19 protein-coding genes are annotated in these 24,979 nt (G+C 71.2%); 8 read left to right on the top strand and 11 right to left on the bottom strand.

Annotated features, from left to right (window positions below):
• Window positions 1-2: 2 nt before the first annotated feature.
• The gene (locus tag BLU20_RS03460) at window positions 3-3,680 is read right to left on the bottom strand and encodes an ATP-binding protein (protein ID WP_172828998.1); all 3,678 of its coding nucleotides are present in this window, start codon (window positions 3,678-3,680) and stop codon (window positions 3-5) included.
• Window positions 3,681-3,862: 182 nt separating this feature from the next.
• Between BLU20_RS03460 and BLU20_RS03455 the strand changes: the two genes are divergently transcribed.
• On the top strand, window positions 3,863-4,840 hold the full coding sequence (locus tag BLU20_RS03455; RefSeq protein WP_083371608.1) for an NAD(P)H-quinone oxidoreductase: 978 nt from the start codon (window positions 3,863-3,865) through the stop codon (window positions 4,838-4,840).
• Window positions 4,841-4,859: 19 nt separating this feature from the next.
• Here BLU20_RS03455 and BLU20_RS03450 read toward each other — a convergent pair whose 3' ends face one another.
• From BLU20_RS03450 to BLU20_RS03430, 5 genes are all read right to left on the bottom strand, one after another.
• Window positions 4,860-5,765: an EamA family transporter gene (locus tag BLU20_RS03450; RefSeq protein WP_052367253.1), complete on the bottom strand. Its 906-nt coding sequence runs from the start codon at window positions 5,763-5,765 to the stop codon at window positions 4,860-4,862.
• 75 nt (window positions 5,766-5,840) lie between these two features.
• Entirely contained in the window at window positions 5,841-6,776 is a 936-nt protein-coding gene (locus BLU20_RS03445; RefSeq protein ID WP_029254062.1) for a carbohydrate ABC transporter permease, read from the bottom strand.
• Entirely contained in the window at window positions 6,773-7,756 is a 984-nt protein-coding gene (locus tag BLU20_RS03440) for a carbohydrate ABC transporter permease (RefSeq protein WP_029254063.1), read from the bottom strand. The genes BLU20_RS03445 and BLU20_RS03440 overlap by 4 nt, the downstream gene beginning before the upstream one ends.
• Window positions 7,757-7,830: 74 nt before the next feature.
• Entirely contained in the window at window positions 7,831-9,240 is a 1,410-nt protein-coding gene (locus BLU20_RS03435) for an ABC transporter substrate-binding protein (protein WP_083371607.1), read from the bottom strand.
• 148 nt (window positions 9,241-9,388) lie between these two features.
• On the bottom strand, window positions 9,389-10,408 hold the full coding sequence (locus BLU20_RS03430) for a LacI family DNA-binding transcriptional regulator (RefSeq protein WP_029254065.1): 1,020 nt from the start codon (window positions 10,406-10,408) through the stop codon (window positions 9,389-9,391).
• 115 nt (window positions 10,409-10,523) lie between these two features.
• Between BLU20_RS03430 and map the strand changes: the two genes are divergently transcribed.
• Window positions 10,524-11,303, top strand: a complete 780-nt coding sequence (map, locus tag BLU20_RS03425; protein ID WP_083371606.1) for a type I methionyl aminopeptidase — start codon at window positions 10,524-10,526, stop codon at window positions 11,301-11,303.
• Window positions 11,304-11,408: 105 nt separating this feature from the next.
• On the opposite strand, the gene BLU20_RS03420 is transcribed toward map, so the two are convergent.
• Window positions 11,409-12,221: an HAD family hydrolase gene (locus BLU20_RS03420; protein ID WP_331713070.1), complete on the bottom strand. Its 813-nt coding sequence runs from the start codon at window positions 12,219-12,221 to the stop codon at window positions 11,409-11,411.
• Window positions 12,218-13,492: a serine--tRNA ligase gene (gene serS, locus BLU20_RS03415; RefSeq protein WP_083371605.1), complete on the bottom strand. Its 1,275-nt coding sequence runs from the start codon at window positions 13,490-13,492 to the stop codon at window positions 12,218-12,220. Before serS ends, BLU20_RS03420 begins: the two co-directional genes overlap by 4 nt.
• 78 nt (window positions 13,493-13,570) lie before the next feature.
• Here serS and BLU20_RS03410 point away from each other — a divergent pair, with 78 nt between their 5' ends.
• Window positions 13,571-14,665 (top strand): diacylglycerol/lipid kinase family protein, encoded by a 1,095-nt coding sequence (locus tag BLU20_RS03410; protein WP_083371604.1) that lies wholly within the window; start codon window positions 13,571-13,573, stop codon window positions 14,663-14,665.
• A gap of 25 nt (window positions 14,666-14,690) precedes the next feature.
• Window positions 14,691-17,120: a hypothetical protein gene (locus BLU20_RS03405; RefSeq protein WP_157270287.1), complete on the top strand. Its 2,430-nt coding sequence runs from the start codon at window positions 14,691-14,693 to the stop codon at window positions 17,118-17,120.
• Here BLU20_RS03405 and BLU20_RS03400 read toward each other — a convergent pair.
• Both BLU20_RS03400 and BLU20_RS03395 read right to left on the bottom strand, forming a co-directional pair.
• The gene (locus tag BLU20_RS03400) at window positions 17,104-17,874 is read right to left on the bottom strand and encodes a glycosyltransferase family 2 protein (RefSeq protein ID WP_052367265.1); all 771 of its coding nucleotides are present in this window, start codon (window positions 17,872-17,874) and stop codon (window positions 17,104-17,106) included. The two genes, BLU20_RS03405 and BLU20_RS03400, sit on opposite strands and share 17 nt — an antisense overlap.
• 154 nt (window positions 17,875-18,028) lie before the next feature.
• Entirely contained in the window at window positions 18,029-18,853 is an 825-nt protein-coding gene (locus BLU20_RS03395) for a DUF5926 family protein (protein WP_083371602.1), read from the bottom strand.
• A 253-nt stretch (window positions 18,854-19,106) separates the two neighbouring features.
• Here BLU20_RS03395 and pgm point away from each other — a divergent pair, with 253 nt between their 5' ends.
• Together pgm and BLU20_RS03385 are read left to right on the top strand one after the other, a co-directional pair.
• A complete protein-coding gene (gene pgm, locus BLU20_RS03390; RefSeq protein ID WP_083371601.1) occupies window positions 19,107-20,825 on the top strand; it encodes a phosphoglucomutase (alpha-D-glucose-1,6-bisphosphate-dependent) in 1,719 nt (572 codons plus the stop codon).
• Between the two features lie 2 nt (window positions 20,826-20,827).
• Entirely contained in the window at window positions 20,828-21,349 is a 522-nt protein-coding gene (locus BLU20_RS03385; RefSeq protein ID WP_083371600.1) for a hypothetical protein, read from the top strand.
• Between the two features lie 42 nt (window positions 21,350-21,391).
• On the opposite strand, the gene BLU20_RS03380 is transcribed toward BLU20_RS03385, so the two are convergent.
• Window positions 21,392-21,682 carry a GNAT family N-acetyltransferase gene (locus BLU20_RS03380; protein WP_029254075.1) on the bottom strand — a complete coding sequence of 97 codons (291 nt, stop codon included), beginning with the start codon at window positions 21,680-21,682 and terminating at the stop codon, window positions 21,392-21,394.
• Window positions 21,683-21,774: 92 nt separating this feature from the next.
• On the opposite strand from BLU20_RS03380, the gene BLU20_RS03375 reads away from it, so the two are divergent.
• A complete protein-coding gene (locus BLU20_RS03375; protein WP_083371599.1) occupies window positions 21,775-23,046 on the top strand; it encodes an MFS transporter in 1,272 nt (423 codons plus the stop codon).
• Between the two features lie 84 nt (window positions 23,047-23,130).
• Window positions 23,131-24,930, top strand: a complete 1,800-nt coding sequence (locus tag BLU20_RS03370) for a pyruvate dehydrogenase (RefSeq protein ID WP_083371598.1) — start codon at window positions 23,131-23,133, stop codon at window positions 24,928-24,930.
• The last annotated feature ends 49 nt before the right edge of the window (window positions 24,931-24,979 follow it).

Below are 24,979 nucleotides of genomic sequence, written 5' to 3'. Positions count from 1 at the left end.
CGTCAGCGCGCCGGAGCCGATGAGTGGGGCTCATCATTCAGGGTGACAGGGGCTCCTGTCGAGGGTGCCTCGTCGGTGACGGCCTGACGGCCGCGTGAGATTCCCGATTGGAAGGCAGAAAGTCGGGTCCGCATCTCTTCCGGATCGCGATCGATCGTTGCGGTCGGGCCGTCGTTCGCCGGCGGTGCCGAGGAGCGACGCCGGGGTGCGAGCCCATCACCGAACGACATGGAGGCCGGCTGGTACTGCTCCTCCGCGTCACGCTGGAACGGGTCGTCCTCGCCGCCCGACCGCAGCAGCGACGTCATCTCCTCGTAGAGAACCGCCGAGGCGAGCCACTCCGAACGCGCCTCGACCGAGTCGTGGGACTGTGCGGCGACAGGCTTGCCCGCTCCCGAGCTCTCTGTCGTGGCACGAGCACTCGGGCGCTGCGGCATCCCGGCGACCCGGGAAGGCTGCTGCGACTCGGCCGCAGGCTGCGTCGGCGCAACTCCGGACGACGTACGGCTCGGCGCGGAGAGCGGTGCCGCATCGTCGCTGACCTCGGGCGGGGTCCAGACAGCGTCGGCCTGGGGTGCCGGAGCCGGCTGGCTCGGTACGGGGTCCGGTGCGGGTGCCGGTGCCGGTGCCGACTGCGGCGCGGCGACCTGCGAGGGCTCCTGCGCCTGCTGCGCGGTGGCGGACGAACGAGTGCCGAACGGGTCGCTCGACGTCGACTGCTCCGTGAGGCGCGGTGTCGCGAGCGGCATCGACGCCAGTGCGGCAGCGGAGGGACCCGAAGACGGACGCTCGTCGTCGCGGTTCTTCTTTCCCCCGAAGCGCGACTTCTTGCGCTGGCTCTCGCGGAGCGAGCGGCGCGTCGGCAGATCCGCCATCAGGTCCTCGAAGGCAGGGAGCGTCTGGAACGCCTCGTCCTTCGGCTCGCTCCGAGACTCGGCCGGAGCAGGCTGGGGCTCGGGCTCCTCGTGCCGGTACTCGATCGGGGCCGGAGCGGGCTCGGCAGGAGCCGACTCGGGCTCAGGCTCGACCGGTGCGGGCTCGGGGGTCCACTGGCGGGTGTCGCCGAACGGTCCGGGCTGAGCCGGCTCCGGCGCAGGCTCCGGCGCCGCCTCCGGGGTCCACGTCCGATCAGCCGCGGGTGCGGGTGCCGGCGATGCCGGCGCCTGGTCGTCTCCGCTCGCGACACGGTCCTCGAGAGCACCCATGCTGCGGAAGCTGGAGAACATCGCGGAACGCGAGTCGGCGTCGACGGAGATCTCCTCGACGGAACCGTCGCCGGGCAGCAGCGCAGCCGGGTCGGCGGCGTTCGTGTCGAGCGCGACGGAGGGCTCCTCCGACCGCGTTCGGCTCGGCAGGGCTGCCGCCGCCGACTGGACCTCCGACGGAGGCATCCAGTTGTCGTCCGCCGACGTCGGGAGCTCGTCGGGGAGGGTCGGCTCCGCCATCGGGGGCAGGACGATCGATCCCGTGGTCGGGCGCGAGTCGTTCTGCGGCATCGCGGCGCGCCGACGAGGCATACCGGTGCCGGTGGTGCCGTCCGTCAGGGCCTCGAGGTCCACGGGAACGGCGACGGGTGCCTCGCCGACGGGCAGGGCACCCGTGGAGGGTCCACCGCCACGGACGGGCAGGCTCCCGGTGGCCGGAGCCACCGGCTGCTGGCCGGTGTCCGCCGCACCCACGAACGACCCGGCGGCGATCTGCGTCGAGGCGGACAACGGGTCGGTCGGCTCCGGGAGCGGCAGGTTCTGCTCCGCCACGAAGAGCGGCAGCGGCAGGCCGACGATGACGAGCGTCCCGTTGCCGTCCTGGACCGGGAGGAACTGGACGGTCGCGCCAAGGCGGTCCGCAAGGCGGCCGACCACGTAGAGCCCGAGGCGCTGTGCGCCGACGGCGTCCGAGGCCGAGCTGGAGCGCACACGACGCGAGGCCTCGGTCGTCTCCTCCTCGGTCATGCCGAGACCGTGGTCGCGGATCAGGATGCGGACGGCGCCGGCGTCACGCTCGATCGAGACCTCGACCGGGGTGTGCGGCTCGGAGAAGTTCGTCGCGTTCTCGAGGAGCTCCGCGAGCAGGTGCGCCGTGTTCAGCGCGTTGTGGCCGAGCATGACGGGATCGACGTCGAGGTTGAGCCGGATCCGGTCGTAGAGCTCGATCTCGGACGACGCCGTACGGATGACGTCCGAGGTCGGCATCGGCTGACGCACGCGACGACCGGAGTCGATGCCCGCGAGCACGAGGAGAGACTCCGCGTTGCGGCGCATTCGCGTCGCGAGGTGGTCGAGACGGAACAGGTTCGACAGCGCGTTGGGGTCTTCCTCGGAGCGCTCGAGGTCGTCGAGGAACGCGAGCTGACGGTTGAGGAGTACCTGGTCACGACGCGCGACGTTGACGAACATCTCGGCGATGGAGCCACGCAGTGCGGCCTGCTCCCGTGCCACCTGGATGGTCGTCGAGTTCACCTCGTTGAACGCCGTCGCGAGCTGGCCGACCTCGTCCCCGGACTCGACGGCGATCGGGGCGATGTCGATGCTCGGCCCCTGGCCGGGCACCGACACCTGCTCGACCATCGTCGGCAGCTGGTCACGGATGTCACCGGCAGCCTGGGTCAGGCGCTTCAGCGGTCGCGTGATGTACCGGGCGATGAGGGTCGCGATGAGGACCGAGAGGAAGAACGCGACGAGGGTCGCGGCGATCGTGATGCCGGCCGCGGTGTTCGCGCTCGTCTGGGTGTCGGTCGCGAGGTCGCCCGACGTGCTCCGCAGGTCGTCACGCAGCACCGTCGACTGGTCGAGCTGGCTGCGCGACAACGAGAGCCAGCGGCTCTTGTCACGGTCCGAGAGCGAGGACAGCGAGCGGTCACCCACGGACTGGCGCACGTTGGCGTACGAGCCACGGGTGGCGGGCAGCTCCTCACCCCCGGGCAGGTCGTCGACCGCGGCCTCGGCCGTCTCGAGGATGGCGTCGCCGCCGTTCACGACCTGGGCGGCGCGGTTCTCCTCGCGGGCCAGGTTGGTCTCGCCGCTCGCGGACTTGATGAGGAGCGACTGGACGATCGGCTCCTCGACGGTGATCTCCGCCATCCAGTCGTCGACGTCCGCGTACGCCTGCAGGTACTGCGCGAGGGCGCGGTCCTCCGACGTGAGCGCGACGGTGCGCTGCACGCCGACGGCGCGGTCGATCAGCTCGGAGTACTCGCTGGTTCGCGTGTACTCGGTCGCGCTGTCCGCGTCGATCCGCTCGCGCAGGTCCTCGAGCTGCTCACGGTCGGCGATCGTGCGGTCGACGACGGTCTGGACCTCGTCGTCGAGCGCGGAGAGGTTCAGGTCGTTGAAGATCGTGTCACGTCGGTCGAGCACGTCGTCCGTCGACGCGCGGGCGCCGTCGACCAAGCCGTAGAAGGCCTCGATCGCCTGCTCCGGCTCCGCGTCCTCGGCCCCGTCGACCGTTCGCCCGATCGCAACACGCACAGCTGGGCCGCCGGAGTCGTAGATCGACAGGGCCCGCTCGACGGCGAACGCCTTGCCGGCAGCGTCCTGGACCGTCAGCGCGTCCACCAGCTCGTGCGTCTGCGCGGCCACCCGAGCGCTCGACAGCGACTGTGCCGAGATGATGGTCGCGGCGATGAACAGCACGAAGACCGGCACCGCAAGTGCCGCGAGAATCTTCCCGCGGACGCTCAATCTGCGGAGCATACGAACCTCTCTCGTCAGTGGCCGTTCCAGGGCTCTGAGGGTGACCCATGGCCCGTCGTGCCGGTGGATACTCCGGCGTGCGAACCAACTATCGGTGGTATTTGCGCGTTCACCTAATCCGCTCAGAACGCTGACACGACACACGCACGTGGTCGGCGTAGGGTCAAAACGTGCGAGCTGTGACAACTACCGCGCCGGGCGGCCCTGAGAACCTATCGCTCATCGAGACGGTTGAGAACCCCCCTTCTGCAGGTGAGGTGCAGATCAGAACGGTCGCTTCCGGTGTCAATCCTGCCGATTTGCTGCAGCGGGCCGGCCTCTACCCACCGCCGCCCGGGGCGTCGGACCTACTCGGGCTGGAACTTTCGGGAATCGTCCACGATGTGGGATCTGGTGTCACGGACGTGGCCGTCGGTGACCGCGTCTGCGCACTGGTCGACGGTGGCGCATACGCCGAGCTGGTGAACGCGCCCGCGGCTCAGGTGATCCACGTGCCCGGGGGTCTGGAACTCCGCGACGCGGCGGCCGTCCCCGAGGCGGCGTGCACCGCGTGGAGCAACCTCGTCGACGTCGCCGGGCTTACCGCAGGGATGACGGTCCTGATCCACGGAGGCTCGGGCGGCGTCGGGTCCATGGCGGTGCAGATCGCGCATGCTCTCAACGCCTTCGTGATCTCGACGGCCGGGGGCCCGGAGCGCTGCGAGCAGGTCCGGGCACTGGGGGCCGACGTCGTCGTCGACCACCGCTCCGAGAGCTTCGTCGACGTCGTGCTGGAGGTGACGGGCGGCCGAGGCGTCGACGTCGTGCTCGACGTCGTCGGCGCCGCCTACCTGGCCGAGAACGTCCGTGCCCTCGCCACGAACGGGCACCTCGTCGTCATCGGCATGCAGAAGGGGCGGCGGGCGGAGCTCGATCTGGGCGTACTCCTGACAAAACGCGCAAGTGTCACGGGAACGACCCTGCGATCGCGGCCCGCGGGCGAGAAGGCGACCATCGTCGACGGGGTCAGGAGGCACGTCCTCCCGCTGATCACGGACGGGCGGGTCCGACCGGTCGTCGACACGATCTACCCGTTCTCCGAGGCTCGACAGGCTCACGAGAGACTGGCAGCGGGCGGCGTGCTCGGGAAGATCCTCCTCACGCCGTAGCGCCCCGGCGCCGCGATCGTCAGGCGGGCGGCTCGGGCGTGGCGGCCACGGCTCGTCGTCCCCGACCCTGCCGACCGGTCAGGGCGATGGCGCTCGAGACCAGCAGAAGTCCGAGCAGCTCGGGCCAGGTCGGGATCTGGCCGAGACCGATCGCGCCGACGACGGTCGCGGACGCCGGGAGCAGCGCCAGCAGGATCGAGAAGGTGGCCGTGCTGACGCGCCGGAGCACCACCTGGTCCAGGGCGTACGGGATCACCGAGGACAGCACCCCGACGCCGACGACGGCGGCGAACAGTCCGGCGTCGTGGAGCACGGGTGCGGAGCCCGGCGCGAGGAACGGGGCGAAGACCAGCGCGCCGGCCGTCATCGCGACGGCGAGGGACGTGACGCCCTCTCCACGCACGGCGACCTTCCGGCCGAGGAGGATGTACCCCGCCCAGCAGGCCGCGGCGGTGAGCAGCGCCGTCAGACCGATGACCGCGTCGTCGCGCGGTACCGCCTCCAGCGTGACACCCGCCAGGAGCACGACGCCGGCCCCTGCGAGCAGGATCGCGACCCGGTCGCGCCACCCACGGCCCGTGATCGCGGCGACCGCCACCGGTCCGAGGAACTCGATGGCGACCCCGGTGCCGAGCGGCAGATACTGGATCCCGATGTAGAACGCGACGTTCATCGCGGCGAGCGCGATGCCGAACACCGACGCCCACCCGAGGTCACGGGCCGTCCACTCGCGGCGCCACGGTCGCCGCCACAGAGTGAGGACGACCGCCGCCACCACGATCCGCAGCCAGGCCACCTCGGGGGCCCCGAGGACGGCGAAGAGGCCGACGGCGATGGCCGCGCCGGCGTACTGCGTCAGCCCGGAGGTGACGAAGATGGCGGGCGCGGGGACGGAGTCGAGCGCCCGTCCGGGTCGAAACTGCATCAGGCGAGCCTAGGCCCTCGACCCACCGGGGACGAGACGGCTCGGGTGCGGGGCGGCGACCCGCCCCGCACCGCGTCAGCCCTTGACCGAGCCGGCGAGCAGGCCGCGGACGAAGTACCGCTGAAGGCCGAGGAACACGGCCACCGGGACGATCATCGAGATGAACGCGCCAGCGGGCAGCAGGTGCCAGCTGGCGCCTCGAGAACCGGAGAGCTCGGCGAGCCGAACCGTCATCGGTGCCACGTCCTTGGCCGACCCGAACGTCAGTGCCACGAGCAGGTCGTTCCACACCCACAGGAACTGGAAGATGCCGAACGCCGCGATCGCCGGGACCAGGAGCGGCATGAGCACGACGAAGAAGATCTTGACGTGCCCGGCGCCGTCGACGCGGGCCGCCTCGACGAGCTCGCGCGGGATGTCCTTCATGAAGTTGTGGAGCAGGAAGATCGCGAGCGGCAGCGCGAAGATCGTGTGCGAGAGCCAGATGGGCCAGAACGACCCGGCGATCCCCCAGTCGACGTACTGCGTCAGCAGCGGCACGAGGGTGACCTGGATGGGCACCACCTGGAGCGCGAAGACCGCGACGAACAGGAAGGTGCGGCCCTTGAAGTCGATCCACGCGAACGCGTAGGCCGCGAGCAGCGCGATCGTGATCGGCATGACGACGGCGGGCAGCGTGATCACGATCGAGTTGATGAAGTAGCTGGCGAACGACGTCGAACCGCTGAACAGGGCGTCGGAGTAGTTGTCGAGCGTGTAGTCCGTGCTGAAGAACGACGTCCACCAGCCGCTGGACCGGATCTCCGTCGGCGGCCGGAACGAGGTGACGAACAGGCCGAAGGTCGGGATGGTCCAGAGGACGGCGAGACAGATCGCGATGATCGACGCCGGCTTGGAGGTCAGCCGCCGGGCGGCCTTGTCGGAGCGGGTGCGACGGGGGGCCTTGGTGTCGTCGCCGCGACTCCCCTCGGGGGCGTCGATGTCGGGCGTCGTGGGGACTGCCTGGCTCATCGGATCTCCTCCGTCTTCCGCAGCTGACGCACGTTGTAGATGATGATCGGGACGACGAGGACAAAGAGGATCACGGCGAGCGCACTGCCGAGGCCGGTGTCACCCTGCCGGAGCGCCTGGGTGTAGAACTCGTTGGCGATCACCGATGTCTCGAACCGCCCGCCCGTCATGGTGCGCACGATGTCGAAGACCTTCAGCGTGCCGATCGCGATGGTCGTGAGGACGACGACGAGCGCGGGGCGGATGCTCGGCACGGTGATGTGGCGGAAGAGCTCGAGGCCGTTGACGCCGTCCAGCCGGGCCGCCTCCACGACGTCGTCCGGGATGGCGCGGATCGCGGCCGCCAGGATCGTCATCGCGAACCCGGCCTGGATCCAGATCATCACGACGATCAGCCAGAACGTGTTCATCGGCGCGTCGAGCAGGAACTTCTGCGGCTCGAGGCCGAGCCACACGAGCGTCTGGTTCAGGAGGCCGATCTGCGGACGCGAGGCTGGCTTGTACTCGTACATGAACTTCCAGATGATCGAGGCACCGACCATCGAGATCGCCATGGGCATGAAGATCAGGGTCTTGGCGAACTTCTCGAACCGCGAGCGGTCCACGACGACGGCGTAGATCAGCCCCAGCAGCGTCGCGGCGATCGGCACGAGGATCACCCAGATCGCGGTGTTGCGCAGCACGATCTGGAACTCGTCCTGCGTGAACGCGGTGACGTAGTTGTCAAAGCCGACGAAGACGTCGCTCGTGCGGTTGTAGAACGAGTCACGGATGGTCTTGATCCCGGGGTACAGCAGACCGAAGGCGATCAGCAGCACCGCCGGGCCCGTGAAGGCGGTGACGACCACCCATCGCGGCGTGTTCTTGGGGCGGTCGACGAAGAAGAGGATCAGACCCATCACGACGACGAACAGCAGGATCGCGACGAGCATGACGCCGAGCTTCTGTCCGACCCCGTCGGCTTCCAGCAGCCAGTCCATGGAGCACTCCCTTGTGCGGGTCGGGGCCCGGCGTCGTACGACGCCGGGCCCCGACCGGGTTCAGGCGGATCAGGTCAGGAGGACGGCCAGGAGGCCTCGATCGCGTCGAGCACGTCCTCGTCGGACTTGTCGCTCGCGATCCACTCCGTCATCTCCGTCCAGAACGACCCTGCGCCGACCTGGCCGGGCATCATGTCCGAGCCGTCGAAGCGGAACTCGTACTCCTCGTCGGTGAGCAGCTCGACCGAGAGCTGGTCGATCGGCGACTGCAGCAGGCTGGTGTCCAGCCCGTTGTTGGCGCTGATCCAGCCCTGGGGGGTCGCCGTGGCCTTGTTGTTGGACCACTCGGGGCTCGCGAGGTACGCCTGGAAGGCCTGGACCTCGGGGCGGTCGTCGAAGGAGACGACGAACTCGCCGCCGCCGAGCAGCGGCTTCTTCTCGGCGTCGGACGGCGCCGGGAGGTAGAAGGCCCAGATGTCGCCGTCCTCGGCCACCTGCAGGTCAGGGTCGAGCGTGGACCAGTTGGCCTGGTAGAACGACGCCTGGCGGTGCATGTAGCAGAGCTGGTCGATGATCGGGTAACCGGCCTCGGTGAACTCGGTCGTCGCGATCGAGGTCACGTCGCCGAGACCGCCGTTGACGTACTCCTCGTTCTTGAGGACGGTGCCGACCTGGGCGAGAGCGTCCTGGACCTGCGGGTCGTTGAACGGGATCTCGTGGCTGACCCACTGGTCGTAGACGTCGGGCCCGGCCGTGCGGAGCATGACGTCCTCGAGCCAGTCGGTGGCCGGCCAGCCGGTCGCGTCGCCCGAGCCGATGCCCGCGCACCAGGGCTTGGTGTCCGGGTCGTCGGCGGTGTCCTCGACGATCTGGTCGGACAGCGCGATCATGTCCTCCCAGGTCTCGGGCACCTCGTACCCGGCGTCGGCGAACATCGAGGGCGAATACCAGACGAACGACTTCACGTTGGCGCCGAGCGGGGTGCCGTACAGCTCCCCGTCGACCGTGCCGTAGTCGCGCCACGACTCGGAGTAGAACTCGTCGACGTTCTGCGAGGCCTGGTCACCGACGGGCGTGAGCGCGTCGGGGTAGTCCGCGACGAGCGTCCGGAGGAAGCCGGGCTGCGGGACGAAGGCGATGTCCGGCGCGCTGCCGGACTGGATCCGGACCGGCAGCTGAGCCTCGAACTCCTTGGAGCCCTCGTACTCGACGGTCGCGCCGGTGCACTCCTCGAACGGGTCGTAGGACTGCTCCTGCTGCTCGGCCTCGAGGTCGACGATGCTCGAGTAGACGGACACCGTGGTGCCCTCGAGGTCGCCGTAGACCTCGTAGTCGGCACAGTCGACGTCGGCCATCACGTCGGCGGTGTCGTCACTGCTGTCGTCGCTGCTCGAACACCCGGCGAGCACGAGCGCGAGCCCTGCCCCGCCTGCCGCGAGCACAGTCAGGCCGCGCTTCCCGCGGGCCGTCGTCGTTCTGGTCATCGAAGTTCCCTCCACATCGTCGTGGCGGCATCTCAGGCGAACCCTCAGATGCTCGGTGCAACCTCCGTCACACGTTCACACTACGTATGTAAGCGTTTGCACGAGCGACGTGCAACCGCTTTCGACGTGTTCTTCGCTAACGATTGAGTTACGCAGGACCTTCACCGGGACGGGGCGGCCCTGCCGACGTCCGGGCGACGAGCTCTGTCGGGTACGTGACGACCTCCGGTGCGCGCTGTCCCCCGAGCATGTCCAGCAGCAGGAGCGAGGCGTCCGCGCCCTGCTGGTAGGGGTCCTGCGCGATGGTCGTCAGCCCGACGAGCTCGCCGAGCTCGTGCCCGTCGATCCCGACGATCGACAGGTCTCCCGGCACGTCCCAGCCCTGGTCGCGGGCACCGAGCACGGCGCCCATCGCCATCTCGTCCGACGACGCGACGATCGCCGTGACGTCGGGCCGCCTCCGCACCAGCTCCTTCACGGACGAACGACCGCCCTCGACGTCGAAGTCCCCGTTGACCACGAGCGAGTCGTCGACCTCCAGCCCGGCGTCCGCGAGCGCCATGCGGTACCCCGCCTCCCGGCCGATGGGCGGGGACCAGGAGGAGACACGGTCGGGCACGCCGGTGATGTGCCCGACGACGCGGTGGCCGAGGTCGATCAGGTGCTGGGTGGCGAGCGCCCCCGTCTCGTCGTCGTCCAGGCGCACCGTGACGTGCCCCGCGGGCCCCGATCCGACGAAGACGAGCGGGTGGTCGAGCGCCGCGAGCGAGGCGACCTCGTCGTCGTCGAGGGGAAGCCCGACCACGAGGATCCCGTCCACGCGCCGGCGCAGCACCGCCGGGTCGACGCGGCGCCTCGGGGCCCCGCCCGCGACGTCGAACGTGTAGAGCAGGACGTCGTAGCCCAGGGACCGCAGCGTGCGCTCGACGCCGTCGATGACGTTGGCGAAGAACCAGCGGTTCACCCACGGGGTCAGCAGCCCGACGGTCCGTGTGCGCCCGCTCGCCAGCGACGAGGCCGACGGCGAGGCGACGTACCCGAGCCGCTCGGCCTCCCGCATCACCCGCTCGCGCGTGGCCGTCGAGACGTTCGGCAGACCCCTCAGCGCGCGCGAGACCGTCGCCGTCGATACGCCCGCGGCCTGTGCAACCTCTTCGATGCCCGTCACGACGCCTGATTGTGCTCCGACTAGGGTGGTGGTGCGACCGCGTCGCGCCCACTGGACGCCCGCGGCCCACGAAACCACGTGCTCGCGCACCCGTACCGCCACCGGAAGGACCCCGATGATCGAGCTCCGCACCCCCCGTGAGATCGAAGAGATGCGCCCGGCGGGAGCGTTCGTCGCGCAGGTCCTGACCGAGATCCGGGAGACGACGCGCGTCGGCACCAACCTGCTCGAGATCGACGCACTCGCCCACCAGCGCATCCGGGAGCGCGGCGCCGAGTCCTGCTACATCGACTACCACCCGTCCTTCGGCGCGAGCCCGTTCGGCAAGGTCATCTGCACGTCGGTCAACGACGCGGTGCTGCACGGGCTCCCCCACGACTACGCGCTGCAGGACGGCGACCTTCTGACCATCGACTTCGCGGTCGGCGTGGAGGGCTGGGTGTCCGACTCGGCGCTGTCGTTCGTCGTCGGTGGCGCGAAGGGCGAGCGCGGCGCCAAGGACGAGCGTCTGATCACGACGTCCGAGGAGGCCCTGGCGGCCGGCATCGCCGCCGCCCAGCCCGGAGGCAAGATCGGCGACATCTCCGCGGCGATCGCCGAGGTCGGTCACGGCGCCGGCTACCGGATCAACACCGACTTCGGCGGGCACGGTGTGGGTCGCACGATGCACGGCGACCCGCACGTGCCCAACAACGGTCGCAAGGGCCGCGGCTTCCCGCTCCGCCCGGGCCTCGTCATCGCGATCGAGCCATGGTTCCTCGAGACGACCGACGAGATCTACACCGACCCGGACGGCTGGACCCTCCGGTCGGCGGACGGCTCCCGCGGGGCGCACTCCGAGCACACGATCGCCATCACGGAGAACGGGCCGCTCGTGCTGACCGACCGCGGCTGACCGACCGCGGCTGCCCGATCGCGGCGGATCGACGGGGCCGGCCGCGGCTCGTCGTCCGCCGGACTGCGGAACGGGACCGTCGGGCGAGACGGCGGAACGGGACCGTCAGACGAGGCTGCGGAGCACGCGTGCGGCCCCGAGCTCCTCGACCGTGCCGGTGACCTCGTCGGCCGCAGCCCTGACCGACTCGTCGGCATGGCCCATCGCAACGCCGCGCGCGGCCCAGTCGAGCATCTCGATGTCGTTGTGCCCGTCCCCGACGGCGACCGTCCGGTCCGGCTGCACGTGCAGGATCCGGCGCAGGCGCTCCAACGCGCTCGCCTTGGACACACCCTGCGGGGCCAGGTCCATCCACGCCGACCAGCCGATCGCGTACGTGACGTCCCCCAGGCCGAGGTGCGACGCCAGCTCGTGGAACTCCTCGCTCGTGTGGTCCACCGAGCGCACGACGACGCGGGTCACCTCCTGCGACCACAGCTCCTCGAAGGGGACGACGGTCTGGTCCCCGCCGAGCTCGTGCCCGGGGAAGGGCTTGTTCAGCCGGAAGCCCGCGCCGATCTCCTCGACGGCGTAGAGCGCGTCGGGCAGCTGCTCCGCGATCAGGCGCAGCGCGGGGCCCGGGTCGAACGTGACGACGTCGTCCAGCTCCCACCCGCCCGGCAGGTCCGGGTCGAGGCGCACGGTGACGGACCCGTTCGAGCAGACGGCGTACCCGGTCAGCCCGAGGGCCGCCGCGACGTCGAGCACCGCCACCAGCGACCGCCCGGTGGACAGCACCACGTGGTGCCCGGCGTCCCGGACCGCGGCGACGGCGTCGCGCGTCTCGTCGGCCAGGTGCTCGTCGTACGTCAGGAGTGTGCCGTCGATGTCGAGGGCGACGAGCATCGGGCGGGCGGGGGTCGCCGGGGCGGACGTCACCGTGCGACCGGTTCGAGCACCTCGAGCCCGCCGAGGTAGGGCCGCAGCCCCTCCGGGACGCGCACGGAGCCGTCGGCCTGCTGGTGGTTCTCGAGGATCGCGACGATCCAGCGGGTGGTGCCCAGGGTCCCGTTGAGCGTCGCGACCGGACGCGTGTCGCCGCTCTCGCCCCGCTCGCGCACGTTCAGGCGGCGGGCCTGGAACTGGGTGGTGTTGGAGGTCGACGTCAGCTCGAGGTAGCGCTGCTGCGACGGCAGCCACGCCTCGCAGTCGAACTTGCGCGCGGCGCTCGTGCCGAGGTCGCCGGCCGCCGTGTCGATCACGCGGTACGGCAGCTCGACCTTGGCCAGCATCTCCTCCTCCCAGGCGAGCAGGCGCTGGTGCTCGGCCTCGGCGTCCTCGATGCGCGCGTAGGAGTACATCTCGACCTTGTGGAACTGGTGGACGCGGATGATGCCTCGCGTGTCCTTGCCGGCCGAGCCTGCCTCGCGGCGGTAGCAGGCCGACCACCCGGCGTACCGTCGCGGCCCGTCGGAGAGGTCGATGATCTCGTCGGCGTGGTACCCGGCCAGTGCGACCTCGCTGGTGCCGACCAGGTAGAGGTCGTCCTTCTCCAGCCGGTAGATCTCGTCCGAGTGCTCCCCGAGGAACCCGGTCCCCTGCATGACCTCGGGCCGCACGAGCGTCGGGGTGATCATGGGGGTGAAGCCGGCGGCGACGGCCTGGTCCATCGCGGCGTTGAGCAGCGCGAGTTCAAGGCGCGCGCCGATGCCCGTGAGGAAGTAGAAGCGCGCACCGGAGACCTTGGCCCCGCGCTCGGTGTCGATCGCCGCCAGCCCCTCGCCGATCGCGAGGTGGTCGCGGACCTCGACGCCCTCGGCGGCGAAGTCGCGCGGCGTGCCCTCGTGGCGCAGGACGACGTAGTCCTCCTCGAGCCCGGCGGGTGCTCCCTCGACGACGTTCGGGATCTGCCGGAGCACGGTCGTGAGCGCGGCCTCGGCCTCGGTGGCCTCCGCCTGGCGGCCCTTGACGTCCGCGGCGAGCTGCTTGGTGCGGGCGAGGAGCTCCTGCTTCTCGTCCCCCTGGGCGCGCGCAACCTGCTTGCCCAGGCCCTTCTGCTCGGCGCGCAGCTCCTCGAACTGGGCCAGTGCCGCACGACGGCGCGTGTCGGCCTCGAGGGCGGCGTCCACCAGGGACGGGTCGGCTCGGCGATCGCGCTGGCTCGATCGGATGGTCTCGGGGTCGCTCCGCAGCATCTTCAGGTCGATCACCCCCGCAGCCTAGCGAACACACCTGGACGGCGAGCGCGGCACCGCGGACTTCGCGGCCCCGGGCACTACGGTGGCCCCATGCTGCCCGAACACTGGTTCGCCCTCGCCGCGCTCGCCGTCGCCCTGGTCGCGCTCGGATTCTCGATCGCGAGCTGGTACACGTCACGCACCGCCGCACGCGCGCTGTCCGAGGTCGCCGCGCTCCCGCCGACGGCCGGTGCGGAGGGCGAGCTGATCGCCTTCGTCGCCAATCCGTCGAAGCCGGACGTCGCCGACTTCGAGGAGATCGCCCGGACCATGTGTCGCGAGGCCGCGCTCCCCGACCCGCTGTGGATCGAGACGACGCCCGACGACCCGGGCATCGGCCAGACCCGCGAGGCCCTCGAGAAGGGCGCCAAGCTGGTCGTCGCCGTCGGCGGCGACGGCACGGTCCGCGCGGTCGCCGAGGCGCTCGTCGACACGGGCACGCCGATGGCGCTCGTCCCCTCGGGCACCGGCAACCTGCTCGCCCGGAACCTCGACGTCCCGGTGGGTGACCACATCCGCGCGCTGCGCCGCGTGATCGCCGGTGTCGACCGGACGATCGACGTCGGCTGGATGACGGTCACCGAGTGGGCCGAGGGCGAGGAGCCGGAGGACCCGGACGCCGAGTTCATCTTCCTCGTGATCGGCGGCCTCGGCTTCGACGCCGCGATGGTCGCGGACACCGACGACCAGCTCAAGGCCCGGATGGGGTGGATGGCCTACTTCTTCTCCGGAGTCCGCCACCTGCACGGGCGACGTATGCGGACGCAGATCACGATCGACGACCACGAGCCCGTCGAGGCCCGGCTTCGCAGTCTCATGATCGGCAACTGCGGCCGACTTCCCGGCGGCATCAACCTGATCCCCGACGCGGTGATCGACGACGGCATCCTCGACGTCACCGCCATCGACACCCGCGGCGGGATCGCGGGGTGGGCCCAGCTCTTCGGCGAGGTGGTGATGCAGGGGTTCGGCGTCTCGAACGACCTGCCCGCCAAGATCGGCAAGATCGAGCACGCCCGCGCCCGGACCGTCACCGTGCGCGTCGAGGAGGGGCAGCAGGCCCAGGTCGACGGTGACCTGATCGGCAAGGCCGTCGAGCTGAAGGCACGCGTCCAGCCGTCCTCGCTGGTCGTGCGCACCGCCTGAGCGCGGCAAACCGTAGGCTGGGCGCGTGTCGTCGACTTCGAGCTCCCGAGCAACCCGCCTGCGCGTGGGGGTCCTGGCGATCCTCGGGGCGCTCCTGGGTCTCGTCGCCCTCCCGGCCCACGCCGCGACGTCGGACGACGGCGTCCCCGGACCGGTCCTGCTCCTCGGCACCACGGGTGTGCAGTGGGAGGACGTGGGGCCCGAGACGACGCCCCACCTCTGGGCGCTCGGGCAGGACGCCTCCGTGGGGAACCTGGTCGTCCGGAGCGTCATCAGCTTCACGTGCCCCTCCGAGGGGTGGCTCGCGATCTCCGCGGGCAACCGTGCGGGCGACACCGAGAACCCCGACGTCTCGTCCTGCCGCACGCTCGAGGAGCCGGCCGACGGCGCTCCGGTGCCGGGGTGGGACGACTACTCGACGCTCGCCGCCGACTCGAACTTCGCCCCGCAGCTGGGGACCCTCGGTGAGGCGGTCGCCTCGAAGGGCCTGGCCGCGACCTCCGTCGGGCCGGGGGCCGCCGTCGCCCTGATGGACGACGACGGCGTCCCGGTCGGCGAGCACGTCGTTGCCCCGCCCGCGGACGAGGCGTTCGGCGAGGCCGTGGGAGAGGCGCTCGCGACGTCGGACCTCGTGGTGGCCGACGCGGGCTCGTTCCGTGAACCCGGCTTTCCGCTGATCCCCCGGGGCGAGGACGACGTCCCCGCCGACGAGGACGACGACCCCGAGCCGCAGGCGGGCCCGGACGAGCCCGACCTCGACGACCGCGCCGCCGACCTCACCGCGCTCGACGCCCGGATCGGGGCCGCGCTCGACGCCGCCGCCGATGCCCGCGCCGACGGGCTCGACCCCACGATCCTCGTCGCCTCCGTCGCCGACGCCTCCCGCTCCCCCCGCATGCAGGTGCTCGCTGCCTCCGGCCCTGCCGCGGACGGCTCCTACGGCGAGAGCCTCCTGACGTCGCAGTCGACGCGCCAGGTCGGGTACACCCAGACCACGGACCTGCTCCCGACTCTGCGCGGGCTCCTCGACCTGACGCTGCCCGACGGCGTCGCGGTCGGCTCCCCCGTCACCCCCACCGACGGCCCGGACACGGGCACCGCGCGGATGGACAAGCTGGTCGACCAGGGTGTGCACGCCGTCGCGATCCGGCCCCTCGTCGGGCCGTTCTACGCGATCTTCGTCGTCGTGAACCTGCTCCTGTACGCCGGCGTGACCGTCGGGCTCAGCCGCCGGGTGCTGTCCCGGGTCGGCGAGACACCCGCCAGCGACGCACAGCCGGGCGACGACACGTTCGTCGGTCGCCTCGCCCGCCGGATGCGCGCCCACCCCAGCGGCGTGCTGCGCGCGATGCAGGCCGCCGCGGTCGCCGTCGCGGCGCTCCCGGTCTCCACCTATCTCGCCAACCTGACCCCGTGGTGGCGGGTGTCCGGCGCCGGCTGGGCGCTGACCGGGCTCGTCGTCGCGTGGGTCGCCGTCATCACCGTCATCGTGATCGCGCCCGTCTGGCAGCGGTGGCTGCTCGGGCCGCTCGGCGCGGTCGCCGCCCTCACGGCCGCGGTGATCGCGCTCGACGTCGCGACCGGCGCACGTCTGCAGATCTCGTCCCTGATGGGCGTGCAGCCCATGGTCGCCGGGCGGTTCTACGGGTTCAACAACACCGCCTTCGCACTCTTCGCGACGTCGACGATCCTCTTCGCGGTCGCGGTCGCCAACCCGTTGGTGCTGCGCGGACGCCGGGGTCTCGCGGCGCTGTGCGTCGCCGTGATCGGGCTGGTCGCCGTCGTCCTCGACGGTCTCCCCAGCATCGGTGCCGACTTCGGCGGCCCCCCGGCGCTCGTCCCGGCGTTCGCGCTGCTCACCCTCTTCGCCGGTGGCGTCCGGATCACGTGGCGGCGGGTGCTCGGGATCCTCGTCGCCGCCGTCGTCGTCGTGTCCTCGTTCGCCGTCGTCGACTGGCTGCGCCCGCCGGACGACCGCACCCACCTCGGACGCTTCGTCCAGACCGTGATCGACGGCGGCCTGTGGGACGTCATCGCCCGCAAGCTCGAGCAGAACCTGCAGATCCTCTTCGGCAACGCCCTCACGCTCGTCGCGATCGCCGGGATCCTGCTCGTGGTGCTCGTCCTGGGCAAGCCCCTGCGACTCGCCGCGACGCAGCCCGACGGCGGGGCGTACAAGTGGCTGTCCAACGGAACCCCGCTGACACAGCTCGGCCAGGACGCGCCGATGCTCCGGCCGGGCCTCATCTCCCTGACGGTCGCGCTCGGCATCGGGTTCGCGGTCAACGACTCCGGCGTCGTGATCCCGGCGACGGGCATCGCGATCGCCGTGCCGCTGCTCGTGGCCGTCTACGTGAACTGGCTGCGCGTGGTGCGCAACCGCGCCACCGCGGACGAGGCCCGCGCGGGTCAGGCGGAGACGGACGAGCCCGGCGAGGTCAGCCGCGGCCGGTGACGGCGCCGACGGCGGCACGCGTCCGGCGTGCTGCCAGTGCCATCTGCACGTCGCGGTACTGCGCCGCGCGGTGCATCTGCCCCTTGAGGTCCGTGCCCGACGCGCGGTGGCGCAGGTCGCACGGAACCTCGACGGCCACGTAGCCCTGGCGGAGCAGGTCGATCGTCATGCCGGTCTCGACGCCCCAGCCGCGCGCGAGCGGTGTCGCGGCCTCGAAGGCCTGGCGCGTCATGCAGCGCATGCCCGACAACGGCTGGGTGGGGGTCCACCCCGTGAGCCGGTGGATGCCACGGCGAGCCGCGCCGACGACGATGCCCCGACCGCCGGCACCGGGCTGCGGAGGCAGCAGGGCGATCGCGATGTCCGCGACCCCCTCGAGGACCGGGGCGATCAGCGGGGCGGTGTTGACCGCCGACCCGCTGAGGTCACCGTCGATGAAGAGCAGCAGGCGTGCGGCACGGTCGGCCACGTCGCGCATACCCACCACGGCGGCGCCCGTCTCCATCGCCGCGGCCTTGCCCCGGTTGTGGGAGTGACGGACGACGACGGCCCCGGCCTCACGTGCGACGTCCTGCGTGTTGTCGTCGCTGCCGTCGTCGACCACGAGGACGAGGTCGACGTGCGGGATGGCGCGCGCTGCACGGACGGTCTCCGCGATGCGGCGGGACTCGTCCTTCGCCGGGATGATCGCGGCGACACGCTGCCGGTGCCGGCCCGCGGGCGGTCGCGGGGACTTCGCCACGGGGTCGGGCACGCTCGAGGTCGCGTACCCGGCGGCGTCAGGGCTGCCGGGCACGGGCCCGTCCGAACTTTGCGCGTTCACACCAATCATCCTAGTCAGGCCAAGAGAGCGTCGACGAATGCCACGCGGATGGTCCGTGGAGGTTCTGAGAAAGGCCCGGGACGGGTCAGCGCAGCGTCACCTGTCGGGCGACGATGCCGGCACGGGCGCGGCGCTCGTTGGCGTCCAGCGGCTCCGTGATCGCGAGGACCTCGTCCAGCTTCGCCCGGAACGCGACCGCAGGCTCCTCGAGCTCAGCCGCCTGCGTCCCCCGCGGGAACTCCCAGACGGGGACCGACAGGCCCGAGGCGCGGAACGCGCCGATGAACTTGCCCGAGCCGAGGCCCGAGTCGCGACGCGCCTGCAGGCGGGCGATCGCGTCAATCAGGGTCTCCTCGTCGTACGGGAACGCCCAGCGCAGGAACTCGCGGCTCATCTCGCACCAGTACGCGGACTCGACCGAGGCCAGCTTCACCGTCGGGATCAGTCCCTCGGCGGACTCCGCGATCGCCTCGCGGGTCTCAGCGGTGACCTCGTCCTCGGGGTCGAGCCAGAAACCGAGGTCCTCGTGCATCGTCACCTCGAACGGCACCGAGAGGTCGAGGATGTCCTGCAGGCGCGGGCCCTCGCCCGGCAGACCACTGCTCGGCAGCGCGGTCCCCGGCTCCGTGTCGGCCGCGGCAAGGATCGTGGCCGCGAGGTCCCGGGACGTGTCGCCGGAACCCGCCAGCGTCTGCAGCGCGATCTGGATCACGCCGTCCGTGCGGTGGATCGCCGTCACGCCGTCGGGCAGGACTGTGCAGACCTGGATGTCCTTGGCACCGTGCTCGGACGTCGTCCGCGCCGTCGCCGTCGCGGCGGGCACGACCTCACGCATCGCGACCCAGTCGGTCTCGCCGGGCAGGCCCTCGAAGGGGCGGAGGACGAAGTTCGATGCGGAGTGCTTGACCATGCTCCCGAGTCTATCCGGGCGACGCTGACTCCAGCACCGGCGGTCGAGCCCGTCCAGCACCGGCGGTCGAGCTCGTCGAGACCCCGTCGGTCGAGCTCGTCGAGACCCCGGTTTCGACAAGCTCAACCAGCACCGGCGGTCGAGCTCGTCGAGACCCCGTCGGTCGAGCTCGTCGAGACCCCGGTTTCGACAAGCTCAACCGGCGGTCGGTCTGACCTGCCGCGTCGCCCCGTTCGGTGGCAGGATCAGTCATATGGATCCCCGCGCCGGTACCCCCGCCCAGCCGTCCGACCTGATCGACGTCGACGCCGTCGTCGGTGCCTACTACGACCTCGTGCCCGACCTCGACGATCCTGCACAGCGCGTGGTCTTCGGCACCTCGGGCCACCGGGGTTCGAGCCTGGACCACGCCTTCAACGAGGCGCACATCATCGCGACGACCCAGGCGATCGTGGAGTACCGCCGCTCGCAGGGGACCGACGGCCCGCTCTACATCGGCCGCGACACGCATGCCCTGTCCGAGCCGGCATGGCGGACGGCCATCGAGGTCCTCGGCGCGGCAGGGGTGGAGACCTACGTCGACGCGCGCGACTCGTGGACGCCCACCCCGGCCGTCTCGCTGGCGATCCTCACGCACAACGGCGCCGCGACGTCGGACGGCGTGCGCACCCACGGCCCCGGGCTCGCCGACGGGATCGTGGTCACCCCGTCCCACAACCCGCCCCGCGACGGCGGCTTCAAGTACAACCCCCCGCACGGCGGGCCGGCGGGGTCGGAGGCGACCAGCTGGATCGCGGACCGCGCCAACGAGATCCTGCGCAGCGGCGTCGGACAGGTCCGGCGCATGCCGTTCGAGCAGGCGATCGCCGCCGAGACGACGCGCAAGCACGACTTCCTGACGTCCTACGTCGACGACCTGTCGAACGTCATCGACATGGACGTGATCCGCACCTCCGGGGTACAGATCGGGGCAGACCCGCTCGGCGGGGCAGCCGTCGAGTACTGGGGCGAGATCGCGGAGCGCTACGACATCGACCTGACCGTGGTGAACCCGGAGGTCGACCCGCGCTGGTCGTTCATGACGCTCGACTGGGACGGCAAGATCCGGATGGACTGCTCGTCGCCGTCGGCGATGGCGTCGCTCGTCTCCAAGATGGTCTCGACAGGCTCGACCGGCGGAGGCGGGGCAGGTCCGATGCACGGGGGCGGGGCGCCGTTCGACATCGCGACGGGCAACGATGCGGACGCGGACCGCCACGGCATCGTCACGCCCGACGCCGGCCTGATGAACCCGAACCACTTCCTCGCGGTCGCGATCCACTATCTCTACGGCGGGGCCCGCCCGGGATGGGGCGACGGCGCCGCGATCGGCAAGACGCTCGTCTCGTCCTCGCTCATCGACCGCGTGGGCGCCTCGCTGGGGCGACGCGTCATCGAGGTTCCGGTCGGCTTCAAGTGGTTCGTCCCCGGGCTGCTCGACGGGTCCGTCGGGTTCGGTGGCGAGGAGTCCGCGGGAGCCTCGTTCCTGCGCTCGGACGGTCGCGTGTGGACCACTGACAAGGACGGCATCCTTCTGGCACTGCTCGGCTCCGAGATCCTCGCCTCGACCGGCAGGACGCCGTCCCAGCACCACGCGGAGCTCGTCGCGGAGCACGGAGAGTCCTGGTACGCCCGCGTCGACGCACCGGCCACGCTGGACGAGAAGGCCACGCTCGCCAAGCTCTCGCCCGAGCAGGTCTCGGCGACGTCGCTCGCAGGCGAGGAGATCACCGCGAAGCTGACGTCGGCGCCGGGCAACGACGCACCGATCGGCGGCCTCAAGGTCACCACGGAGAGCTCGTGGTTCGCGGCACGCCCGTCGGGGACGGAGAACGTCTACAAGATCTACGCCGAGTCGTTCCGCTCGGCCGAGCACCTCGAGCAGGTGCAGGCCGAGGCGAAGGACGTCGTCTCCGCCGCGCTCGGCGGCTGAGCATGCGGGCCGGACACGTCACGACCCGCCGACGTGCGCTCGTCGCGCTCGCGGCAGGATGCGTGCTTCTCGCCGGGTGCTCGACGTCGGACGGCCCGGACGCCGGGACGAGCGCGACGTCGGCCGGTGAGACGACCTCCGAGGCCGGCACGCTCGCCGAGGCCTCCGTCGACGCGGTCGACGCCGTCGGACGCGGTGCCGCGATCTCCGCGCAGCGCAACGGCGACGCGTGGGACGTGATCGTGTCCAGCCATGCGGGTCAGACCTGGCAACTCACGGGCCTTCCGGACGACGACGCGACGGCCGCGGACGTCGAGGTCAGCGACGAGGTCGCCGAGGTGAACGGGCGCGTCCGCACAGTGCTGGACACGGCTCCCCTGCTCGACGAGCGGGCCGAGGAGATCGTCGCGTCCGCCGACGGCGAGCCGGTCGACTCGGTCGTGCTGGAGGAGCGTGGGGACGAGACCGTCTGGGCCGTGACGACGGTGGACGGGACGACGTCGGACGTCACCGCGACGCCGTAGTCCTCACCGCACCACGTCACCGCACGAGGTCACCGCACGAGGTCACCGCACGAGGTCGGCGTACTCCGGGTGCCGGTCGATGTACGTGGCGTAGAACGAGCAAGCCGGGACGACCGTCAGGCCGGCGGCGCGGGCGTCGTCGAGCGACGTCTTCGCGAGCGCCGACGCGATCCCCTGGCCGCCGTGCTCGGGCGGCACGACGGTGTGTGGGAAGACGATCGTGTCGCCGTCGCGGCGGTAAGCGGAGTATCCGACGACCTCACCGGCGGGGGTGCGTGCCTCGTACTGGCCGGACTCGGGGGCGTCGACGACGGTGTACTCGAGTGTGCTCATGCCGGGCCAACGCCCGGGGGCGCGGATTCCTTCCACGGCACCACGGCCGGCGCTCGCAGGGCAGGGTCACGAACTCCGGCGATACTGGGACGGTGGTCCAGAATCCGCCCGACGCGCCCGACACCCCCGGCGCACCGTCCCTCCCTCCGCGCCGCACCAACCCGTACGCGGCCGTCCTGCGCACCCCGGGTGCCGCCAAGTTCTCCGCGGCCGCGGTCCTCGCGCGCCTGCCGATGTCGATGCTCGGCATCGGCACCGTCCTCATGGTCGAGTCGCTGTACGACTCGTACGCCCTCGCGGGGCGCGTCTCCGCGACGCTGATCCTGGCCCAGGCCCTCGTCTCGCCGCAGGTCGCGCGGATCGTCGACCGGCACGGCCAGCGCCGCGTGATGCTCCCGCTGATCTTCCTGGCGGCGCTCGGGCTCGGTGGTCTGATCGTCACCGGGATCATGCGCGGCCCCGAGCCGCTGCTGTACCTGACCGCCGCCGTCGCGGGCGGCGCGTCGGGGTCGTTCGGGTCGTTCGTCCGTGCCCGGTGGTCCTACGTCCTGACCGACCCGAAGACGCTACACACCGCCTACTCCCTCGAGTCCGCGCTCGACGAGTTCGTCTTCGTCGTCGGGCCCGCGGTCGTGACGATCCTCGCGACGACGGTCGCTCCTCCGGCGGGTCTCGTCGTCCCCCTGGTCGCCGCGTTCGCCGGCGGCTGGTGGTTCCTGTCGCAGCGCAGTACCGAGCCACCCCCCGTGCCACCCGTCGAGGGCGTGCGCACGACGTCGGCCATGCGGCAGTCCGGGATGGTCCCGCTCGTCCTGGTCTTCATCGCGATGGGGACCGTGCTCGGGGGCGTCGACGTCGCGACGATCGCGTTCGCGGAGGAGCAGGGTGTCCCCGGGATGGCGGGGATCGTGCTGGCGATCTTCGCGCTCGGCTCGCTGACGTCCGGCCTCGCGTACGGCGCGAAGCACTGGGTCTCTCCGCTGTGGCGTCGGTTCGTCATCGGGGTGGTGCTGCTCGCGGTCGGGACGTCGCTGTTCTCGTTCGCCCACACCCTGCCGGCGCTCGCCGCGATCATGTTCGTCGCCGGGTTCGCGATCGCGCCGACGCTGATCAACGGCAATGCGCTCGTGCAGAACCTCGTGCGCCCGTCCCAGCTCACCGAGGGTCTGGCCTGGGTGGGTACGTCGCTCGGCATCGGGGTCTCGATCGGGGCCTCGCTCACGGGTGCGCGGGTCGACGTCGGTGGCGCTGCCGCCGGGTTCCACGTCGTCATGGCCGGTGGCGCGGTCTCCGTGATCGTCACCCTGATCTCGGTGCGGAGCCTGCGCAAGGACCGGTCGACGGAGCAGATCCGGACGGCCTGACTCCAACGTCACAGCCGATCCGGCTGCGTGGAGACCCGACGAGGAGCACAGTGGGAGGTACCCCACTCTCTCGGAGGTCGTTCCATGCCCTTGAAAATCGGCCGCGCTCCCCAGGACAAGCGCAACCGCACCGTCGCCGACCTGCTGGTCGCGCAGCTCGTGGAAGCCGGGGTGAGGCACATCTACGGCATCGTCGGCGACAGCCTCAACCCGGTCGTCGACGCCGTGCGCCGCTCCAACGCCAACGGCACGGGCATCGAGTGGGTGCACGTCCGCCACGAGGAGGCTGCCGCGTTCGCCGCGGCGGCCGAGGCCGAGATCACGGGCCGGCTCGCCGTCTGCGCGGGCTCGTGCGGGCCCGGCAACCTGCACCTGATCAACGGCCTCTACGACGCGAACCGCAACAACGTCCCGGTGCTCGCGATCGCCTCGCACATCCCGAGCGCCCAGATCGGCACCGAGTTCTTCCAGGAGACGCACCCGGACCGGCTCTTCGTCGAGTGCTCGGTGTACTCGGAGATGATCTCGTCCGCCAAGCAGGCCCCGCGGGTCATCAACTCCGCGATCCACCACGCGTTCGCGGGTCCCGGCGTCTCCGTCCTGACGATTCCCGGCGACGTCGCCGACCTCGACGCGGACGCAGCCGTCTCCGACGTCGCACTCCCCCCGTCCCCGCCGCGCGTCATCCCCAACGCGGACGCCGTCCGCGAGCTCGCCGAGGCGATCGACGCCGCGGAGAAGGTCACGATCTTCGCCGGAGCCGGCGTGCGCGGGGCCCGCGACGAGGTGCTGGCGCTCGCGGAGAAGATCGCCGCTCCCGTCGGGCACTCGCTGCGCGGCAAGGAGTGGATCCAGTACGACAACCCGTACGACGTCGGGATGTCGGGCCTGCTCGGGTACGGGGCCTGCCAGGACGCGATGGAGGGGGCCGACCTCCTGCTGCTCCTCGGCACGGACTTCCCGTACGACCAGTTCTTGCCCGACGACGTCCGCACCGCCCAGGTGGACACCGACCCCGCCCACCTCGGGCGCCGCACCCGGCTCGACCTCGCGGTCGTCGGGGACGTGGCGGAGACCCTCCGGCTCCTGCTCCCGCAGGTCCAGGAGAGCCGCTCGCGCAAGTTCCTCGACGGCAAGGTGAAGGCGCACCGCAAGGCGATGACCGGCGTCGTGGGGGCGTACACCAAGAACGTCGAGAAGGCGGTGCCGATCCACCCCGAGTTCGTCGCGGACCAGCTCGACCAGCTCGCTGGCGACGACGCCGTCTTCACCGTCGACACGGGGATGTGCAACGTGTGGGCGGCGCGCTACCTTACGCCCAACGGCCGGCGGCGAGTGATCGGCTCGTTCAAGCACGGCTCGATGGCGAACGCCGTCCCGCACGCGATCGGCGCGGCCTTCGCGGCACGGGCTGCCGGCGACGAGCGCGACATCATCGCGATGGCCGGCGACGGCGGACTGTCGATGCTGCTCGGCGAGCTCATCACCATCAAGGCGTACGACCTGCCGATCACCGTCGTGCTGTTCGACAACGCCACGCTGGGCATGGTGCGTCTGGAGATGCTGGTCGACGGCCTGCCGTCGTTCGGCACCGACTCCCCGGAGATCGACTACGCCGCGATCGCGAACGGCGTGGGCATCCCGGCGCAGCGCGTCACGGACCCCAAGGCCGTGAAGTCGGCGCTCTCGAAGGCGCTGGCGACGCCCGGGCCGTCGCTCGTGGACGTCGTCACGGACCCGCGGGCGCTCTCGATCCCCCCGACGATCAGCGCCGGCCAGGTCCGCGGCTTCGCCGCCGCGCTGACCAAGGAGGTGCTCGGCGGAGGCATGGGCGAGGCCGTGTCGATGGCACGGTCGAACCTGCGCAACGTCCCGCGCCCGTAGCCGTCCCGCACGGCACAGCAGAACGCCGCCGACCCCCCCTCGGGAGTCG

Origin of the sequence: Paraoerskovia marina (genome assembly GCF_900105445.1) — a bacterium.
Classification (GTDB): Bacteria; Actinomycetota; Actinomycetes; order Actinomycetales; family Cellulomonadaceae; genus Paraoerskovia; species Paraoerskovia marina.
The sequence above is the reverse complement of the archived record's forward strand: the minus strand, read 5'-3'. Positions and strand labels throughout refer to the sequence as shown.

Excerpts from the sequence above, each read along its gene's own strand:
- BLU20_RS03450 (WP_052367253.1), bottom strand. The coding sequence starts at position 5,765 with ATGCAGTTTCGACCCGGACGGGCGCTCGACTCCGTCCCCGCGCCCGCC.
- BLU20_RS03385 (WP_083371600.1), top strand. The coding sequence starts at position 20,828 with ATGCGGGCCGGACACGTCACGACCCGCCGACGTGCGCTCGTCGCGCTC.
- BLU20_RS03435 (WP_083371607.1), bottom strand. The coding sequence starts at position 9,240 with ATGACCAGAACGACGACGGCCCGCGGGAAGCGCGGCCTGACTGTGCTC.
- BLU20_RS03410 (WP_083371604.1), top strand. The coding sequence starts at position 13,571 with ATGCTGCCCGAACACTGGTTCGCCCTCGCCGCGCTCGCCGTCGCCCTG.
- pgm (WP_083371601.1), top strand. The coding sequence starts at position 19,107 with ATGGATCCCCGCGCCGGTACCCCCGCCCAGCCGTCCGACCTGATCGAC.
- BLU20_RS03370 (WP_083371598.1), top strand. The coding sequence starts at position 23,131 with ATGCCCTTGAAAATCGGCCGCGCTCCCCAGGACAAGCGCAACCGCACC.
- BLU20_RS03445 (WP_029254062.1), bottom strand. The coding sequence starts at position 6,776 with ATGAGCCAGGCAGTCCCCACGACGCCCGACATCGACGCCCCCGAGGGG.
- BLU20_RS03395 (WP_083371602.1), bottom strand. The coding sequence starts at position 18,853 with ATGGTCAAGCACTCCGCATCGAACTTCGTCCTCCGCCCCTTCGAGGGC.
- BLU20_RS03380 (WP_029254075.1), bottom strand. The coding sequence starts at position 21,682 with ATGAGCACACTCGAGTACACCGTCGTCGACGCCCCCGAGTCCGGCCAG.
- map (WP_083371606.1), top strand. The coding sequence starts at position 10,524 with ATGATCGAGCTCCGCACCCCCCGTGAGATCGAAGAGATGCGCCCGGCG.
- BLU20_RS03440 (WP_029254063.1), bottom strand. The coding sequence starts at position 7,756 with ATGGACTGGCTGCTGGAAGCCGACGGGGTCGGACAGAAGCTCGGCGTC.